Here is a 17,566-nt window from a genome sequence, read left to right as displayed (position 1 = left end):
CGGCTGTGGCCGCCAGGGTGGAAAGGGGAGTTGTGGCTCATTTGCTGGTGGTCGAGAGCTGGGTCGGGTCGATGAGCAGGCTGCTGCCACGGGCGATCCGGGAAAGCGGGCACGAGTTCACGTTCCTCACCCGTGACCTGCACCACTACCTGCGCAGCGCGCCCGAGGGAGCCGCGCATCCGCTGCTCGGCGCCCGCAACGTGGTCACCGCGGACACCAACGACCTCGACGAACTGCTGCCGTACGTCGAGCTGTTGCACGGGGCGCTGGGCTTCGACGGGGTGATCACCTCGTGCGACTACTACCTGCCCACGGCCGCCCGGATCGCCGGGCACCTCGGACTGCCGGGCTCCGGCCCCGAAGCCGTGGAGAACGCCTGCCGCAAGGACGCCACCCGGCGCGTCCTGGCGGACGCCGGGGTGCCCGGGCCGCGCTTCGCCGTGTGCGAGGAGTGGGGCGACATCGTGCGCGAGGCGGCCGGCATCGGCTATCCGCTCGTCGTCAAGCCGGTCGACCTGTGCGCCGGAATGTACGTCCGCCGGGTCGACGACGAGATCCAACTCGCCGAGGCATGCCGGGCGTTGAGCGCGTTCCCGGTCAACGCGCGGGGGCAGCGGCGGCCGCCCGTCGTGCTTCTCGAAGAGTTCCTCGACGGGCCCGAGGTGAGCGTCGAGACCGTGTCCTACGCAGGCGCGGTCCAGGTGGTCGGGGTCACCGACAAGAGCATCGGCGGAGCGCCCGCCTTCATCGAGACCGGCCATATGTTCCCGGCCGCGCTCACGGCCGCCGACACCGAGGCCGCCGAGCAGACCGCGCTGGGCGCCCTGAAGGCGCTCGGGCTGGTGGAGGGGGTCGTGGCGCACACGGAGATCAAACTGACCTCCGCAGGGCCGCGCGTCGTCGAGGTCAACCCTCGCCCGGCCGGCAACCGGATCACCGAACTCGTCCGCCACGTCACCGGCATCGACCTCGCCGCCGCCTTCGTGGACGTCTCCCTCGGCCGCGCCCCCGACCTGCGCCGCACCGACACGGGTCTGCGCAGCGCGGCCATCGGCTTCCTCGTCCCGGAGACGGCGGGGACCTTGGAGTCGCTGGACGGGGGAGACCAACTCCACGACCAGGAAGGCGTATTGGAGGTGCAGCTCGCGCAGCCGGGAACCATCGTCAAGGCGGCGGGCAGCAACAACGAATACCTGGGGCACGTCATGGCCGCAGACCCGGACGGACTCGGCGCGCGGGATCGTGTGGACGCCCTGCTGGATGAGCTGCGGACCGGGCTGGTGATCCGGTGAACGCCGGACTGCGCACGCCCGCAGTGACCTACGAGGAACTCGCGGCCCGTGCCCTCGCCGGTGAACTCGGCCCCGACCCGCGTACGGAACGCCTCGTCGTGGCCTTTGCCACCCGGCAGGCCGTACGGCACGACGGACGGGGGAGCGGATACCGCAACGAGGTGCTCAGCCTGCGACTGGGCGCGGCCGTCGGGTCGTGCGCGGTCGAACCCGGGAAGCTGCCGGAGGACGCGATCGACACCTGCGTCGGCGCGGACGTCGCCCGGCTCCTCCAACACCCCCTGCTGCCCGTGCGGGTGGCCGCTCTCGACGCCTACCTCATGCACGTCACCCCGCACACCCCCGAGCATGGCGCCCGGACGGTCCAGCTCCCGGCCGGGTCCTCTCTGGTGAAGTCGCGGGCGCGGGCGAAGGCCGTCGTGGCGCTGCTCGACCTGCCCGCCGGGGCCACGGTCCTTGTCGTCGGGGTCGTCAACTCTCTTCTGGAGGCACTGCGTTCACGCGGACTGAACTATGTGCCGTGCGATCTCAAGGGCGGTACCACGGAGTGGGGCGAGCCGGTGGTCACCGACGCCCTCGCCGAGGTGGAGAGCGGACGCTGTGACGCCGTACTCGCCTCCGGGATGACCCTCGGCAACGGGACGTTCGAGCCGCTGCGACACCACGCGCTCGCGCACGGACGGCAGTTGGTGATGTTCGCCCAGACCGGCAGCGCGATCCTGCCCCGCTTCCTCGGGCACGGAGTGAGCGCGGTGTGCGCGGAGCCCTACCCCTTCTTCTGGCTCGACGGCGGCCCCGGCGCCATCCACTGCTATGGCGGCGGTGGCCTCCGATGACCACGGCCGCCATACGGTCCGCCCCCGCCGCACGCCATGAGCTGCTGGCACTCCTCGGCCGCACCCCGCTCGCCCGGATCACCGCCGAACTCCCGGGCCCACAACCGGGGTTCTGGGCCAAGCTCGAAGGACTCGGGGCGGGCGGCATGAAGGCGCGCGCCGCCGTGTCCATGCTGCTCGGCGCCCGTGAGCGGGGGGAACTGCGCCCCGGCGCACCGGTGGTGGAGTCGACCTCCGGCACCCTCGGAGTCGGACTGGCCTTCGCCGGGCAGGCCCTCGGGCATCCTGTCGTGCTGGTCGGCGACAGCGAACTGGAGCCGTCCATGCGGCAGTTGCTGCGCTCACACGGAGTACGGCTGGAGATCGTCGACCGGCCGGCGGCACAGGGCGGCTGGCAGGCGGCGCGGCTCGCCCGCCTCCGTGAACTCCTCGCCGCGCTGCCCGACGCCTACTGGCCCGACCAGTACAACAACCCCGACAACATCGCCGGATACGCCTCCCTGGCCGCCGAACTCACCGCCCAGCTCGACCACTTGGACATCCTGGTCTGCAGCGTCGGCACCGGCGGGCACAGCGCCGGAATCACCGCACCACTGCGTCGACGTTGGCCCGCGTTGCGACTCATCGGCGTCGACGCGACCGGCTCCACCATCTTCGGCCAGCCCGCCCGCCCCCGCCTGATGCGCGGCCTCGGCAGCAGCATCCACCCGCGCAACGTCGCCTACGACGCCTTCGACGAGGTCCACTGGGTCGGCCCCGCCGAAGCCGTGGACAGCTGCCGCAGACTCGCCCGCCAGAGCTTCGTCAGCGGCGGCTGGAGCACCGGCGCCGTCGCCCGTGTCGCCGCCTGGGCGGCCCGCGTCAACTCCGGCGCCGTCGTCGCCACCGTCTTCCCCGACGGCCCGCACCGCTACCTCGGCACCGTCTACGACGACGACTTCGCCCTCGCCCACGGCCTCGACGCGAACACGGCGGCGACCCGCCCGGTCGAGATACCGCACCCCCGCGCCGCCGAGGCCACCGGCTGGGTGCGCTGCGCCCGCGTCACCGATCCGCTCTCCCCGCAGGAAAGGAACCAGTGAAGGCCAGCCTGCGCACCGTCCGCCTCGAACTCACCGAGCCGCTGCGCATCTCCCGCTCCACCATGGCCGCACGCGACGCCGTGTGGCTCGGCATCGAACACGAAGGGCTGCACGGCCACGGTGAGGCCGTCACCAGCGTGTACTACGGCCTCGACGCCGACACGCTCCAACGGCATTTCAGTGGCGTGGAGTTGAGTCGCTTTGCCACTCCCGAGGACGCCTTGGAGGCTTTGCGGGAACGGGAGTTGGCGTCCGGCGACAACACGCCGGCCGCTGTCACCGCCGCCGTCGAGGCCGCGCTCCTCGATCTCGTCGGCAAGCGCGCCGGAGTGCCCGTGCACCGGCTGCTCGGGGCGTCCGCCGCGCCCGTCGCCGTGACCGCCCGCACCATCGGCATCACCTCGGTGCGGAACGCGGCGCACGAGGCCCGACGGTTCGCCGCGAGCGGCTTCCGGATCCTCAAGGTCAAGGCGGGAACGCCGGACCCGGAGGACGACGTGGAGCGCGTACGCGTCATCCGCGACGCCGCGCCCGGTGTACGACTGCTCCTCGACCCCAACGGGGCCTGGAACATCGCCCAGGCGCGTGAGTTGCTTCCTCGGTTCGCCGAACTCGGCGTCGAGGCAGTGGAACAGCCCGTCGCTCCCGGCGACCCGGAGGCCTTCGGCGCCTTGGCCGAGAGGTCGCCGTTGCCGCTCATCGCCGACGAGGACGCGGTGGACCTGGAGGACGCGCGTCGGCTCGCCGGGCGCGTGCAGGGCATCAACGTCAAGCTCGCCAAGTGTGGCGGGGTGCACGCGGCCCTACGTATCGCCAGGCTGATCGAGGGCAGCGGTACGGAGCTGATGCTCGGCTGCCTCACCGCCAGCACCCTCGGCATCGCACCCGCCGTCCACCTCGCCGACCGCGCCCGCTGGACCGACCTCGACGGGCATCTGCTGCTGGCCCGGGACCCATGGTCCGGAATCGGCGGCACCGACGGCGTTGTACGCACAAGTGGCCGACATGGACTGGGAGTTGAGGAGACCGGAGTCCAGGGCCTCGGGGCCGAGAGGTTCGGAGCCGAAGAGCTTGGAGCTGAAGAGTCTGGAGCCGAAGAGTTTGGAGCCGAAGAGTCTGGAGCCGAGGTGGTCGAGCATGAAGACGTGGCGTGAGATGCGGCGCTTCCCGGTCGCCATCCAACTGCTCCTCGTCAACCAACTCGGCGTCAACACCGGCTTCTACCTGCTGATCCCCTACCTCGCGACCCACCTCAGCGAGGACCTGGGGATGTCGGCGGCTGTCGTCGGGATCGTCCTCGGGGTGCGCAACCTCAGCCAGCAGGGTCTGTTCATCATCGGCGGTTCCGCCGCCGACCGGCTCGGCGCGCGTGGGGTGATCATCGCCGGGTGCGGGCTGCGGACGGTCGGGTTCGGGCTGTTCGCGCTCGGCGACGGACTGCCGGTGCTGCTGGCCGCGTCCGTGCTGAGCGGGCTGGCCGGGGCGCTGTTCAACCCGGCCGTACGTGCCTACCTCGCGCAGGAGGCGGGGGACCGGAAGGCGGAGGCGTTCGCGCTGTTCAACGTGTTCGCCACCACCGGCGCGCTGGTCGGACCGCTGCTCGGCAGCGCGCTGCTCCTGGTCGACTTCCGGGCGTCCGCACTCACCGCCGCCGCGATCTTCGCGGTCCTCACGGTCGCCCAGGCACTTGTCCTGCCGGCGCGAGAGGTCGAACCCGCGAAGGGCGGGGTCCTCGCCGACTGGCGCGAGGTGGTGAGCAACCGCGCGTTCGTGGCGTTCGCGCTCGCCATGGTCGGCATGTTCACCCTGGAGAACCAGCTCTACCTGCTCCTCCCCGACGGTGCCCGCCGGGCAACCGGCTGGGACGGCGCGGCCGGCCTCGTCTTCCTCGTCGGCACACTCGCCAACCTCGCACTCCAGCTCCGGATCACCCGCTCGCTCAAGTCGCGAGGGATGAGGGCCCGCTGGATCGCGACGGGGCTGGCGCTGATGGGGCTGGCGTTCGTCCCGCCGATGCTGGTGGCGGGGGAGGGGGAGGCGTCGTGGTGGGCCGCCGTACCGGTTCTGGTGGGGGCGCTGATCCTCTATCTCGGCGTGATGGTCGCCTCGCCGTTCGTCATGGAGCTGATCCCGGGCTTCGGGCGGCCCGAGCTGACGGGCACCTACTTCGGCATCTTCTACGTCGTCTCCGGTATCGCCGCCGCCGTGGGCAACACGGTCGTCGGCTGGGCCATGGACGCCGGTGACCGGGGCGGCGCCGAGTGGCTGCCGTGGGCGTGGTGCGCGGCGTTCGGCCTCGCCTCGGCGGGAGGCGTGGCCTGGCTGCACCGGTTGGGGGCGCTGCCGGTGAGCCCGGCGCCCGTGGCGGAGAGGAGCGCGGTGTGAACAGAGCGGGAGAGGCGGGGGCTGTGAACCGGCGTGGGGAGGCGGCGGCTGTGAACCGGAGTGGGGAGGCGGCGGCTGCGAACCGGTGTGGTGAGCCAGGGGCTGTGAACCGGCGTGGGGAGGCGGCGGCTGTGAACCGGAGTGGGGAGGCGGCGGCTGCGAACAGTTGGGTCGGCGAGCGCAGTGTGAACAGCTCTGGCGCAGACAGCGGTGTGAACGGTGGCCGCGCGGACAGCGGTGTGAACAGTTCTGGCGCGTGCCGCAGTGTGAACGGCGTCAGCGCGGACCGTGCTGTGAACAGTGGCAGCGGCGAGCGCGCTGTGAATCCCCACGCCGGGAATCCCCCTGTGAACAGCGGCAACCTGCTCACCGACCACCCCGAGCTGTACGAGGCCCGCTTCCCCGACCGAGACCACCTGGCCGCGCGCTGGGCCGAGGACTGCCTGCGTCGGCACGGCGACGGTAAACGGGTGCTCGACATCGGGTGCGGTACAGGGCGCGACGCCGAGTATCTGCAGCACGCCGGGCGTACCGTCACCGGAGCCGATCTCTCCGAGGCGATGCTCGCGCACGCCCGCGAGAGACATCCGGGGCCCGAATACGTCAGCGCCGACCTCACCGGGTTCGAACTGGGCGCCGGTGCCTTCGACGCCGTGGTCTGTCTCGACAGCGCGCTGCTGTACTGCCACACCAACGACCAACTCGACGGGTTCCTCGCCTCCTGCCGGAGAGCCCTCGCCCCCGGCGGGCTCCTCGTCGCCGAGATGCGCAACGGGGCCTACTTCCTCGGCCGTACCGACCTGCTCGACACCCCCGCCGTCGGAGGCTTCAGCTGGCGGGGCACCGCCTACCGGTCCGTCACCACGCTCACCGTGGACCGGACGGCCGGGCTTCTGCGACGCGTACGGGACTGGACGGCGGACGACGGCACGCCGCCCGTCCAACAGCGCTCCGCCTGGCGGCTGCTGTTCCCGCAGGAGCTGCGTCACGTACTCGCCGCGCACGGCTTCGACGTACTCGAACTGCACGACGGCCCGGGGCCGCGCACCGAACCGCCCTGGCAGGAGGGCGAGTTGCCCGGCGAGACCGCCGACGCGGACCGGCTGCACCTCGTCGCGCGCCGCCGGCACTGACGGCGACGCGATCGCCGGCAGCCAGGCCCACACATGTCTCCGTACCTCCCAAGACACTCAAGGACTCCCATGAACGACTTCCCTGCCCTGCGCCGGCGCGGTTTCCTCACCGCCGTGGGCGGAACCGCCGCGCTCGGTGTGCTCGGCCTCGCGGGCTGCGCCGACTCCACGGACGACACGTCCGACGGCAGCGGCTCCGGCAGCGGTACGCCCAGACGTGGCGGGCGACTGCGCGCCGCCTTCGCCGGCGGGGGTGCCAGCGAGACCCTCGACCCGCATCTGGCCAGCCTGTTCGCCGACGCGGCCCGCGCCAAGGCGCTCTACGACAAGCTCGCCGACTACGGCGCCGACCTCTCCGCGCAGCCCCGCCTCGCCGAGAAGTGGGAGGCCAACAAGACCCTGGACCGCTGGCAGGTCACCCTGCGCAGGGCCACCTTCCACAACGGCAAGGCGGTCACCGCCGAGGACGTGCTGTACAGCTACCGGCGGATCGCCGATCCCGACCAGGCGTTCCGCGCGAAGGCGTCCCTGGAGCCGATCGACCTCGACGCCAGCCGGGCCACGGGCACGCACGGGATCGAGTTCGTGCTGAAGCGGCCGACAGCCGAATTCCCCAACATCCTCGCCGCGTTCGGCGCGTACATCGTGCCCGACGGCGCGACGGGAACCGACTTCGACAGCAAGCCCGTCGGGTCAGGGCCCTTCCGGTTCGTGTCCTTCGCGCCCGGCCGTTCCGCCCTGTTCCGCCGCTTCGACGACTACTGGGAGGGTGCCCCGCACCTCGACGAGATCGAGTTCCTCGTCGCCAACGAGGAGTCCGCACGCGTCAACGCGCTGCTCGGCGGCCAGGTCGAGTACGCCCACGAGCTGAATCCGACCACCGCGCGGGCCCACCAGGGCAAGGGGCAGATCGAGATCGTGCGGCTGCGCAACAGCTCCATGCAGGGCTTCGCGATGAAGACCGACCGTGCGCCCTTCGACGACAAGCGTGTCCGCGAGGCCTTCTTCCTCATCGCCGACCGGCAGGAACTCGTCGACGGCGCGCTGTCCGGCGCCGGCGTCGTCGGCAACGACCTGTTCGGGAAGGGGTACGAGTACTACGCCGCCGACCTCCCGCAGCGCGCCCAGGATCTCGACCGGGCCAAAGCCCTGCTGAAGCAGGCCGGAGCCGAGAACCTCAAGGTCACGCTCGACACATCGACCGTCGCCGCCGGATTCACCGAGGCCGCCGGGATCTTCCGCGACCAGGCCGCGAAGGCGGGCGTCACCGTCGACGTGAAGATGGGCAGCAAGGACTCGTACTGGAGCGATGTCCTCGACTCCGGTGAGATCTGCTGCTACCGCTCCGGCGCCATGCCCATCGAGGCCCACATCTCGCAGCGGCTGCTCACCGACTCCACCACCAACGCGACGAAATGGCACCACAAGGACTTCGACGCGCTCTACCAGCAGGCCCAGTCGACGAAGGACAAGACCGAGCGGACCGCCGTGTACGAGCGGATGCAGCGCAGGCTGTACGCCGAGGGCGGGTTCCTGGTGTGGGGGTTCGCGGACTGGATCCTCGGAACTGCCAAGAATGTCAAGGGGGTTGAGGTGAAGGCGCCGGCCAACTCGCTCGACTGGGCGCGGTTCGACAAGGTCTGGCTGGCGTGAGCGGACTGCGTTCCTTCGTCGTCCGGCGGCTGCTCCTCGGCGGCGCGCAGACCGTGGCCGTGGTGCTGCTGGTCTTCGCGCTCACCGAGGCGCTGCCGGGCGACGCGGCCGTCGCACTCGCCGGGGACCAGCCCGACCCGGCGCGTGTCGCGGCCATCCGCGAGGCCATGCACCTCGACCGGCCCGCGTACGAACGGCTGCTGGACTGGGCGGCCGGCCTCGCACACGGGGACTTCGGCACCTCGCTGACCTCCGGGCGCCCGGTCGCCACGTACATCGAGGACGGGTTCGGGCCGACACTGCTGCTCGCGACCATCACGGTAACCCTGCTGATTCCCCTGGGAGTCGGGCTGGGCGTGCTGGCCGCCCGGCACGAAGGGCGGTTCGTGGACCGGCTCGTCAGCTCCGTCACCCTCGGCGTCTACGCCGTACCGGAGTTCGCTCTCGGGGTGCTGCTGGTGACCGTCTTCGCGCTCCGGCTGGGCTGGCTGCCGCCGACCGCCGTCGGCTACGGCACCGACCTCCTCGGCCACCCCGCCGCCCTGGTCCTGCCCGTCCTGATCCTGCTGTCCCGACCGGTGTGCTCACTGTCCCGGCTCGTACGCGCCGGCATGGTCGACGCACTGAACTCGCCGTACGTCGCCCAGGCGCGCCGATACGGCATCCCGGGCGCCCGCGTCCGGTACGCCCACGCCCTGCCCAATGCCGTCGCCCCGGCGGCGCAGCAACTCGCGCGCACCGTCGACTGGTTGCTGTGCGGAGTCATCGTCGTGGAGGCGCTCTTCGTGATTCCGGGTCTGGGAACCGTGCTGATGAACGCCGTCGCCGAACGTGATGTGCCGGTGGTGCAGGGGCTGGCGGTGGTGTTCGGTGTGCTCACCGTCGTCCTCAACCTGGGCGCCGATCTCGTCGCGCACCGGTGCGCACCCAGGGCAGGGGCGGCCGCGTGAAGGGCCGTTCGCGGTTTGTGTTCGGGGCCGCCGTCATCGGCGTACCCCTCGTACTCGCCCTCCTGGGACCGCTGTTCGCGGGTGAACCGGGGCCGCGGGCCGTCTCGTTCACACTCGGGGGCGGGCACTGGCTGGGCACCGACTTCGTGGGCCGCGATGTGTGGCAGCAGGTCCTGCACGGCGGCAGGCCGGTGGTGGTGACCGCGCTCGCCGCGACCGCGCTCGCCTACGTCGTGGCGCTGCCGCTCGGCCTCATCAGCGCGCTCACCCACCGGAGTTGGCTTGAAGAGCTGCTGATGCGGCCCCTGGACGTGCTGATCGCCGTGCCCTCGCTGCTGCTGATCCTGCTCGTGGCCTCGGTGTTCGAGCCGGGTGCGGTCGGGCTCGCCCTGCTGGTCGCGCTGGCCAACATCCCGGACGCGGCCCGTATCGTGCGCGCGGCAGCAGCGGAGGCCGCCGCCCGCCCGGCCGTCGAGGCGCTGCGGATGCAGGGCGAGACGTGGTGGCGCCTGGCCGTCGGCTATGTCGGCCGCGCCATCCTCCGCACCCTCGCCGCCGACGCGGGCATCCGGCTCACCGGTGTGCTGTACCTGGTGGCCACGGCCGCCTTCCTCGGCGTCGGGGTCGCACCGGACGCCGCAGACTGGGCGGTCATGGTGGACCGCAACCGCACCGGGCTGTTCGTGCAGCCCTGGGCCGTGGTCGTGCCCGCACTGCTGATCGTCGCGCTGACGACGGGCAGCAACCTGCTCTTCGACGCGGCGCTGGACCGGCGTACCGGCGGCAACCGACGCCCCGGCGACGACCAACGTACTGGTGAGAAGGGACAACAGGCATGAACGCCCCCGTCGGCGCCGCTCACAGCGCTCACCTCGACGCTCCTGTCGCCGAGATCGAGAACCTCCGCGTCGAGATCGACGGCCGGGCCATTGTCGACGGAGTCAGCTTTCGTGTCCTTCCCGGCCGGGTGACCGCGCTGGTCGGCGCGTCCGGCAGCGGCAAGACCACCACCGGCCTGGCTCTCCTCGGCGAACACCCGCCCGGCGCCCGGGTGTCGGGCGAGGTACGAGTGTCCGGCGGCGGGCCGGTCGGATACGTCCCCCAGCATCCCGCCGCCGTCCTCAACCCCGCCCGCCGGGTGGGTGCCCTCCTCGTCGACATCGCCCGCGAACAGGTACGGGACCTGCCCCGGGCGACCCGCCAAACGGAGGCTCGCACTCGCGTGCTGCGCGCCCTGGCGGATGCCCAACTGCCGGTGGGCGCAAGTTTGTTGAGCCGCTACCCCCATCAACTCTCCGGCGGCCAGCAACAACGGGTGGTGCTGGCCCAGGCGCTGCTGCTGGGCGCCCGGGTCGTCGTCGCGGACGAACCGACCACGGGCCAGGACGCGTTGACGAAGAGCCGCATCGTCGACGAGCTGACGGCCGTCGTCGCACAGGGCATCGCCGTGGTCCTGCTCAGTCACGACCTCGCCGTCGTCCGCGCGCTGGCCGACGAGGTGCTGGTGATGCGTGAGGGCCGGGTCGTCGAATCGGGCCCGACGGAGCGCGTGTGGTTCGCGCCCCGACATGAGTGGACCCGTGAACTCCTGGCCCAGCAGACGCAGTTCACCGGCGGGAGCACCAGTGACGGTGACACCGTCGACCGGGCCGGCGCCGCCGTCCTTCACGTCCGGGACCTCACCGCCCGCCACCACCGCACCCAGGTCCTTCGCGTCCCCGAACTCGCCCTGCACGCGGGTGAATGCCTCGCCGTCGTCGGCCGTTCGGGCAGCGGCAAGACCACCCTCGCCCGCTGTCTGGCCGGACTCCACCGGGATCACGACGGTCGGGTGACCCTCGACTGCGGCACCCTTCCGCGCAGCCTGCGCGACCGCGACCAAGGTCAACTGGCCGCCGTGCAGTACGTGTTCCAGGACGCGCGAGCCGCGTTCGACGAGTACCGGCCCGTCGTCGACCAGGTCGCGCGTACGGCCGTACGACTGCGCGGCGCCGAAGCCCTGGCCGCCGAGGCGGAGGCCCTCGCCGTCCTCGCGGAACTGGGCCTCACCAAGGAGCAGGCCCACCGCCTCCCCGGCCGGCTCTCCGGCGGCGAACTCCAACGTGCCGCGCTTGCCCGGGCGTTGCTGGCCAGGCCCCGCGTCCTCATCTGTGACGAGATCACCTCGGGCCTGGACACGGTCACCCGGCGCGGCCTCCTTGACGTCCTCGCCGGGCTCCGGCGCGAGCGCGACGATCTGTCCGTCGTACTCATCACGCACGACCTGGACACCGCGGCACTGGCCGACCGGATCGCCGTACTCGATGCGGGGGAGGTGGTCGAACAGGGGCCGGTGGCGCGGGTGTTGACCGCGCCTTCGCACCCGTTCACGAGGCGGCTGTTGGCGGCAACGGGCTAGAGGGAGCCCGGGGACGAGGGGGAGTGGTGCGGTCGGCGCGGTGGGCTCACCGGATGCGGTGTTGCTTCCAGAAGGGGCCCAGGTCCCTGCCCGTCATGGACTGGGCGGCCTTCTTGAAGTCGGCGGTGGTGGAGACGCCGTACCAGTGGTCGCGGGCGTACTGCCTGAGGAGGCGCGCCATGGTGCCGGCCCCGAGAGTGCGCTCCAGATCGGCCAGGGCGCAGGGGCCGGCCGTGTACACGAGGTGGTACTCGCCACGGTGCGTGGACCAGTAGGCCATCGAGTTGGTGAGGGCGGCGCGGTCGCTCGGCCAGTCGTCCTCCGACCAGCAGCCGCGGGTGTCCCAGCCGTAGAAGCGCGCGTTGGCGTACTGGGCGAAACTCTCGTCCAGCCAGGGCGAGTTGTACTCGTCGTTGCCCACGATGCCGTACCACCACTGGTGGGCCACCTCGTGGACGACGGCGCCGCCTTCCTCGGTGGTGCCGAGAACGACCAGGCCGGGATACTCCATGCCACCGCCGAAGCCGCTGGTCATCACGAGGTCGATCTCGCCGTACGGATAACGGCCGAACTCCTTGCCGAACCGGTCGACGGCGGCGACGCCGTCCTGGCGGGTGAGGCGGACGCCCGCGAGGGGCGTGTCCGGCGACCAGTACGACTTCACGCGTACGCCCCCGGGCGACGTCTCGGTCGCGGTGCGGAACGGGCCCGCCGCCCACGCGAAGTCCCGTACCCGGTGGGCGACACTGTGGGTGACCGTGCGCCCGGGCCTGCCGTGCCGGGTCCAAGTGCGGCCCGTCGCCGGGACCTTGAGAGCCGTCGGGTGGTCGAGGCGTACCCGGAAGTCGCTTGCCAGCGCGTAGAAGCTCTCGCCGGTCGACACATACGGGTCGAGGTGCCAGCCCAACGCGTCGTGCACGGCCAGGACCGGCAGCGCATTGCCGAGGAAGCGGAACGCGCCCTCGCGGCCGAAGCGACTGTTTCGATCAGGCACGGTGATGGACACGTCGAAGGCGACGGCCGTCCGCTCGCCGCGGGTGAGCGGCTTCGGCAGGGCGATGCGCAGCGCAGTGCAGCCCACGGTGAGGCGGCCCGGAGTGCCACCGCGCACCTTGGACACCCTGATGGGGGACGGTTTGCCGGGCGTGCCGCACCCGTCGTCGCCATTGCCCCACAGACGGACATACACCTCACGCAGCGGCCGGGCGGAGGCGTTGCGGAACGACACCCGTTGCCGGCCCGTCCAGTGGGAGCCGTCGGTGTCGCCGCGCAGGGCCACGTCGTAGCGGCGGTGGTCGGGCGTCGCGGCCTCGGTGGCGGCCCCCGCCCGACTACCGGGCGCCGGCACGGCCTCGGCCACGGTGGAGCCCGCCGCCACGAGTAGCGCGAGGAGCACAACCAGCGGACGGAGAGCGGTTCTTGACGACCACGCGGGCAGCGACGACATGGCAGCGGATCATGCCACATCGCTCCGGATCCTGGCCCCGACCTGCGGAAAGCGAGGGAACGGGCTCCGCTTGGGCGGCGGATCCGGGCGCCGGCTCCCGGACGGCCTGTGAAGTCGTCGCGGGGGAAAATGCCTGAGTGCGCCGGGAGCGTTCGCTGTACGTTGACGACAGCAAGAATCCCCAGTTCGAACCCTTGATAAAGGCCTACCCACCGTGTTCCTGACGATCAGCACCACCGGCACCCCGGAACGTCCCGCGACCGACCTCGGCTACCTGCTGCACAAGCATCCCGACAACGCGCAGACGTTTTCCACGTCCTACGGCACCGCGCACGTCCTCTACCCCGAGGCGTCCGCCGAGCGCTGCACGGCCGCGCTGCTGCTGGAGGTCGACGCCGTGGCACTGGTCCGGCGCGGCAAGGGCAAGGGACGCGGTGGCGCACCCGACGCGGCACTCGCGCAGTACGTCAACGACCGCCCGTACGCGGCCTCTTCGCTGCTCGCGGTCGCGCTCAGCGCCGTGTTCAGCAGCGCCATGAAGGGTCAGTGCCGGGCGAAGCCCGAACTCCCCGGCGAGGCACGGCCGTTGAGCATCGAGGTGCCCGCGCTCCCGGCCCGGGGCGGCGCCGATCTCGTACGGAACCTCTTCGAGCCGCTCGGCTGGACGGTGACGGCCGAACCGGTCGCGCTGGACACGGAGTTCCCGGACTGGGGCGACTCCCGGTACGTGCGTCTGCATCTCGAATCCGAGACGCTGACCCTTGCCGAGGCGCTGCGTCACCTGTACGTCCTGCTGCCGGTCCTCGACGACGCCAAGCACTACTGGGTGGCGCCCGACGAGGTCGACAAACTCCTGCGGGCCGGCGAGGGCTGGCTGCCCGCGCACCCGGAGCAGAAGTTGATCACCAGCCGCTATCTGTCCCGCCGTTGGTCGCTGACCCAGCAGGCGATGGAACGCCTGGAACTGGTCCGGCTGGCCGAAACCGACGACAGCGACGTCGAGGAGATCGACAACGCGGTCGAGGACGAGACCGAGGCCGAGGAGAAGCCGACTCCGCTCGGCGTACAGCGCCGGGACGCGATCATCGCCGCGCTGAAGGCGTCCGGGACCGCCCGGGTGCTCGATCTCGGATGCGGACAGGGCCAGTTGGTGCAAGCGCTGCTCAGGGACCCGGCGTTCACCGAGATCGTCGGCGTGGACGTGTCGATGCGCGCGCTCACCATCGCCTCGCGGCGGCTGAAGCTGGACCGGATGGGCGAGCGTCAGGCGTCGCGCGTCAAGCTGCTCCAGGGTTCGCTCGCCTACACCGACAAGCGGCTCAAGGGGTACGACGCCGCCGTGCTGTGCGAGGTCGTCGAACACCTCGACCTGCCCCGCCTGCCGGCCCTGGAGTACGCGGTGTTCGGCGCGGCGCGTCCCCGTACGGTGCTCGTGACGACGCCGAACGTCGAGTACAACGTCCGCTGGGAATCCCTCCCGGCCGGGGACAGCCGCCACCGCGACCACCGCTTCGAGTGGACGCGGGAGGAGTTCCGCACCTGGGCGGGCGCGGTGGCCGAACGGCACGGCTACGAGGCGGAGTTCGTGCCTGTCGGGCCGGACGACCCGGAAGTGGGTCCGCCCACGCAGATGGCCGTGTTCACGATGAAGTCCGAGACCGAGACCGAGTCCGAGACCGAGCGCGAGTCCGAGACCAAGTCCAAGAACGTCATGAAGGAAGAGAAGGAGGCGAAGGCCGCATGAGCAGCGTCGAGAACGTCGTAAGTGTCGAGAACAAGGGGCGCGTGCTGCCCGTCACCGACCTCTCCCTCGTCGTTCTGATCGGGGCGTCCGGTTCGGGCAAGTCCACGTTCGCCCGGCGGCACTTCAAGCCGACCGAGATCATCTCCTCGGACTTCTGCCGAGGTCTCGTCGCCGACGATGAGAACGACCAGAGCGCCAGCGGGGACGCCTTCGACGTCCTGCACTACATCGCCGGCAAGCGACTCGCTGCGGGCCGCCGTACGGTCGTCGACGCGACCAACGTCCAGGAGAGCAGCCGGAAGCAGCTGATCGAGCTGGCGCGGCAGTACGACGTGCTGCCCATCGCCATCGTCCTCGACGTGCCCGACGACGTGTGCGCCGAACGCAACGCATCGCGCACAGACCGGGCCGACATGCCGCGCCGGGTCATCCACCGCCACATCCGCGAACTGCGCCGCTCCCTGCGCCACTTGGAGCGCGAGGGGTTCCGGAAGGTGCACGTCCTGCGCGGTGTGGAGGAGATCGAGAGTGCCGAGGTCCGCACCGAGAAGCGCTACAACGACCTGACCCACCTCACCGGCCCCTTCGACATCATCGGAGACATCCACGGTTGCGCCGCCGAACTGGAGTCGCTGCTCGGCAAGTTGGGCTACGAGGACGGAGTGCACCCGAGCGGCCGTACCGCGGTCTTCGTGGGCGACCTCGTCGACCGCGGCCCGGACAGCCCGGGCGTGCTGCGTCGCGTGATGTCCATGGTCGGCTCGGGCAACGCGCTGTGCGTGCCCGGCAACCACGAGAACAAGTACGGCCGTCACCTCAAGGGCCGCAAGGTCCAGCACACCCACGGGCTCGCCGAGACCATCGAGCAGATGACGAAAGAGAGCGACGAATTCCGGGCCCAGGTACGGGAGTTCATCGACGGTCTCGTCGGTCACTACGTCCTCGACGGCGGACGGCTGGTGGTCTGCCACGCCGGTCTGCCCGAGAAGTACCACGGCCGTACGTCGGGCCGGGTGCGCTCGCACGCGCTGTACGGCGAGACGACCGGGGAGACCGACGAGTTCGGCCTGCCGGTGCGCTACCCGTGGGCGGAGGACTACCGGGGCCGGGCGGCCGTGGTGTACGGCCACACCCCCGTTCCGGAGGCCAGCTGGCTGAACAACACCATCTGCCTCGACACGGGTGCCGTCTTCGGCGGCAAGCTGACCGCGCTGCGCTGGCCGGAGCGGGAACTGGTCGACGTACCGGCGGAGCAGGTCTGGTACGAGCCGGTCAGGCCGCTGCGGTCGGAGGCGCCGGGCGGGCACGACGGCCGGCCGCTGGACCTGGCGGACGTCCATGGCCGCCGGGTGGTGGAGACACGCCACGCGGGCCGGATCACCGTCCGGGAGGAGAACGCGGCGGCGGCCCTGGAGGTCATGAGCCGTTTCGCGGTGGACCCGCGTCTGCTGCCGTACCTGCCGCCGACGATGGCCCCGACCGCCACGTCTCATGTGGAGGCCCGCGGCGGAGCCGCTGATGGAGGCTTTCTGGAGCACCCGGCGGAGGCGTTCGAGCAGTATCGGGCGGACGGGGTTCAGCGGGTCGTGTGCGAGGAGAAGCACATGGGTTCGCGGGCGGTGGTCCTGGTGTGCCGCGACGCGGAGGTGGCTCGCAAGCGGTTCGGTGTGAACGGTGCGGGAGGTATCGGCGCCGGTGACGGTCCGACGGGGGCGCTGTACACGCGCACCGGGCGGCCGTTCGTCGACGACCCGACGGTGACCGAGGAGATCCTCGGCCGGGTGCGGGCGGCGGCGGACGGGGCCGGCCTGTGGGAGGAGCTCGGCACCGACTGGCTGCTGCTGGACGCCGAGTTGATGCCGTGGTCGCTGAAGGCGTCCGGGCTGCTGCGCTCGCAGTACGCGGCGGTCGGCGCCGCCTCCGGGGCGGTGTTCCCGGGGTCGCTGGCCGCACTTGAGGGTGCCGCTGCGCGCGGCATCGACGTACGGGACCTGCTGACGCGCCAGCGTGAACGGGCGTCGGACGCCTCGGCGTTCACGGCGGCCTATCGGCGCTACTGCTGGCCGACGGAGGGACTGGACGGGGTCCGCCTGGCGCCCTTCCAGGTCCTCGCGACGGAGGGGCGCAGCCTGGCCGGGCTGCCCCACGACGAGCAACTGGCGTTGCTGGACCGGCTGGTGGAGCACGACGGTACGGGCCTGCTGCAGACGACGCGTCGGCTGTACGTGGAGACAGGGGACGCGGAGTCGGTGCGGGCCGGCGTCGACTGGTGGCTGGAGATGACCGGGCAGGGTGGTGAGGGCATGGTCGTGAAACCGCTGGGAGGGGTGGTGCGCGACGAGAAGGGGCGGCTGGTGCAGCCCGGGATCAAGTGCCGGGGGCGTGAGTATCTGCGGATCATCTACGGTCCGGAGTACACGCGGCCGGAGAACCTGGCGCGGTTGCGGGGGCGGTTCCTGAATCACAAGCGGTCGCTGGCGATCAGGGAGTACGCGCTGGGGCTGGAGGCGCTGGACCGGTTGGCGGAGGGGGAGCCGTTGTGGCGGGTGCATGAGGCGGTGTTCGGGGTGCTGGCGCTGGAGTCCGAGCCGGTGGATCCGCGGCTGTAGGGGGTTTTCGCCCCCGCCGCCCCTACCTGTCCCATCC

At 71.4% G+C, this 17,566-nt stretch carries 13 protein-coding genes; 12 read left to right on the top strand and 1 reads right to left on the bottom strand.

The genetic code is table 11. The features are described 5' to 3' along the window. Positions 1-32: 32 nt before the first annotated feature. The 10 genes from OG734_RS10890 (at position 33) to OG734_RS10845 (ending at position 11,729) form a co-directional block, all read left to right on the top strand. Positions 33-1,292 (top strand): ATP-grasp domain-containing protein, encoded by a 1,260-nt coding sequence (locus OG734_RS10890; RefSeq protein ID WP_330287295.1) that lies wholly within the window; start codon positions 33-35, stop codon positions 1,290-1,292. Further along, a complete protein-coding gene (locus OG734_RS10885) occupies positions 1,289-2,128 on the top strand; it encodes a Rossmann-like domain-containing protein (protein ID WP_330287294.1) in 840 nt (279 codons plus the stop codon). The genes OG734_RS10890 and OG734_RS10885 overlap by 4 nt, the downstream gene beginning before the upstream one ends. Then, positions 2,125-3,210, top strand: coding sequence for a PLP-dependent cysteine synthase family protein (locus tag OG734_RS10880; protein ID WP_330287293.1), 1,086 nt, complete (start codon positions 2,125-2,127; stop codon positions 3,208-3,210). Before OG734_RS10885 ends, OG734_RS10880 begins: the two co-directional genes overlap by 4 nt. Continuing rightward, a complete protein-coding gene (locus tag OG734_RS10875; protein WP_330287292.1) occupies positions 3,207-4,364 on the top strand; it encodes a dipeptide epimerase in 1,158 nt (385 codons plus the stop codon). The genes OG734_RS10880 and OG734_RS10875 overlap by 4 nt, the downstream gene beginning before the upstream one ends. Continuing rightward, the gene (locus OG734_RS10870; protein WP_330287291.1) at positions 4,348-5,595 is read left to right on the top strand and encodes an MFS transporter; all 1,248 of its coding nucleotides are present in this window, start codon (positions 4,348-4,350) and stop codon (positions 5,593-5,595) included. The genes OG734_RS10875 and OG734_RS10870 overlap by 17 nt, the downstream gene beginning before the upstream one ends. A 347-nt stretch (positions 5,596-5,942) precedes the next feature. Further along, on the top strand, positions 5,943-6,728 hold the full coding sequence (locus OG734_RS10865) for a class I SAM-dependent DNA methyltransferase (protein WP_330287290.1): 786 nt from the start codon (positions 5,943-5,945) through the stop codon (positions 6,726-6,728). Positions 6,729-6,797: 69 nt separating this feature from the next. Beyond that, on the top strand, positions 6,798-8,381 hold the full coding sequence (locus OG734_RS10860; RefSeq protein ID WP_330287289.1) for an ABC transporter substrate-binding protein: 1,584 nt from the start codon (positions 6,798-6,800) through the stop codon (positions 8,379-8,381). After that, positions 8,378-9,331 carry an ABC transporter permease gene (locus OG734_RS10855; protein ID WP_330287288.1) on the top strand — a complete coding sequence of 318 codons (954 nt, stop codon included), beginning with the start codon at positions 8,378-8,380 and terminating at the stop codon, positions 9,329-9,331. Before OG734_RS10860 ends, OG734_RS10855 begins: the two co-directional genes overlap by 4 nt. Then, a complete protein-coding gene (locus tag OG734_RS10850; RefSeq protein ID WP_330287287.1) occupies positions 9,328-10,170 on the top strand; it encodes an ABC transporter permease in 843 nt (280 codons plus the stop codon). The genes OG734_RS10855 and OG734_RS10850 overlap by 4 nt, the downstream gene beginning before the upstream one ends. Beyond that, entirely contained in the window at positions 10,167-11,729 is a 1,563-nt protein-coding gene (locus tag OG734_RS10845) for an ABC transporter ATP-binding protein (protein WP_330287286.1), read from the top strand. The genes OG734_RS10850 and OG734_RS10845 overlap by 4 nt, the downstream gene beginning before the upstream one ends. A gap of 46 nt (positions 11,730-11,775) precedes the next feature. Here the strand turns inward: OG734_RS10845 and OG734_RS10840 are convergent, their stop codons facing one another. Then, positions 11,776-13,176 (bottom strand): M1 family metallopeptidase, encoded by a 1,401-nt coding sequence (locus tag OG734_RS10840; protein ID WP_330287285.1) that lies wholly within the window; start codon positions 13,174-13,176, stop codon positions 11,776-11,778. 214 nt (positions 13,177-13,390) lie between these two features. On the opposite strand from OG734_RS10840, the gene OG734_RS10835 reads away from it, so the two are divergent. Then, positions 13,391-14,920, top strand: coding sequence for a 3' terminal RNA ribose 2'-O-methyltransferase Hen1 (locus tag OG734_RS10835; RefSeq protein WP_330287284.1), 1,530 nt, complete (start codon positions 13,391-13,393; stop codon positions 14,918-14,920). Further along, the gene (locus OG734_RS10830; RefSeq protein ID WP_330287283.1) at positions 14,917-17,529 is read left to right on the top strand and encodes a polynucleotide kinase-phosphatase; all 2,613 of its coding nucleotides are present in this window, start codon (positions 14,917-14,919) and stop codon (positions 17,527-17,529) included. Before OG734_RS10835 ends, OG734_RS10830 begins: the two co-directional genes overlap by 4 nt. The last annotated feature ends 37 nt before the right edge of the window (positions 17,530-17,566 follow it).

The organism is Streptomyces sp. NBC_00576 (assembly GCF_036345175.1).
Classification (GTDB): domain Bacteria; phylum Actinomycetota; class Actinomycetes; order Streptomycetales; family Streptomycetaceae; genus Streptomyces.
The sequence above is the reverse complement of the archived record's forward strand: the minus strand, read 5'-3'. Positions and strand labels throughout refer to the sequence as shown.

Bases quoted from the DNA above. Each gene is read 5' to 3' on its own strand.
- OG734_RS10870 (WP_330287291.1), top strand. From the start codon at position 4,348: ATGAAGACGTGGCGTGAGATGCGGCGCTTCCCGGTCGCCATCCAACTG.
- OG734_RS10845 (WP_330287286.1), top strand. From the start codon at position 10,167: ATGAACGCCCCCGTCGGCGCCGCTCACAGCGCTCACCTCGACGCTCCT.
- OG734_RS10840 (WP_330287285.1), bottom strand. From the start codon at position 13,176: ATGTCGTCGCTGCCCGCGTGGTCGTCAAGAACCGCTCTCCGTCCGCTG.
- OG734_RS10830 (WP_330287283.1), top strand. From the start codon at position 14,917: ATGAGCAGCGTCGAGAACGTCGTAAGTGTCGAGAACAAGGGGCGCGTG.
- OG734_RS10880 (WP_330287293.1), top strand. From the start codon at position 2,125: ATGACCACGGCCGCCATACGGTCCGCCCCCGCCGCACGCCATGAGCTG.
- OG734_RS10860 (WP_330287289.1), top strand. From the start codon at position 6,798: ATGAACGACTTCCCTGCCCTGCGCCGGCGCGGTTTCCTCACCGCCGTG.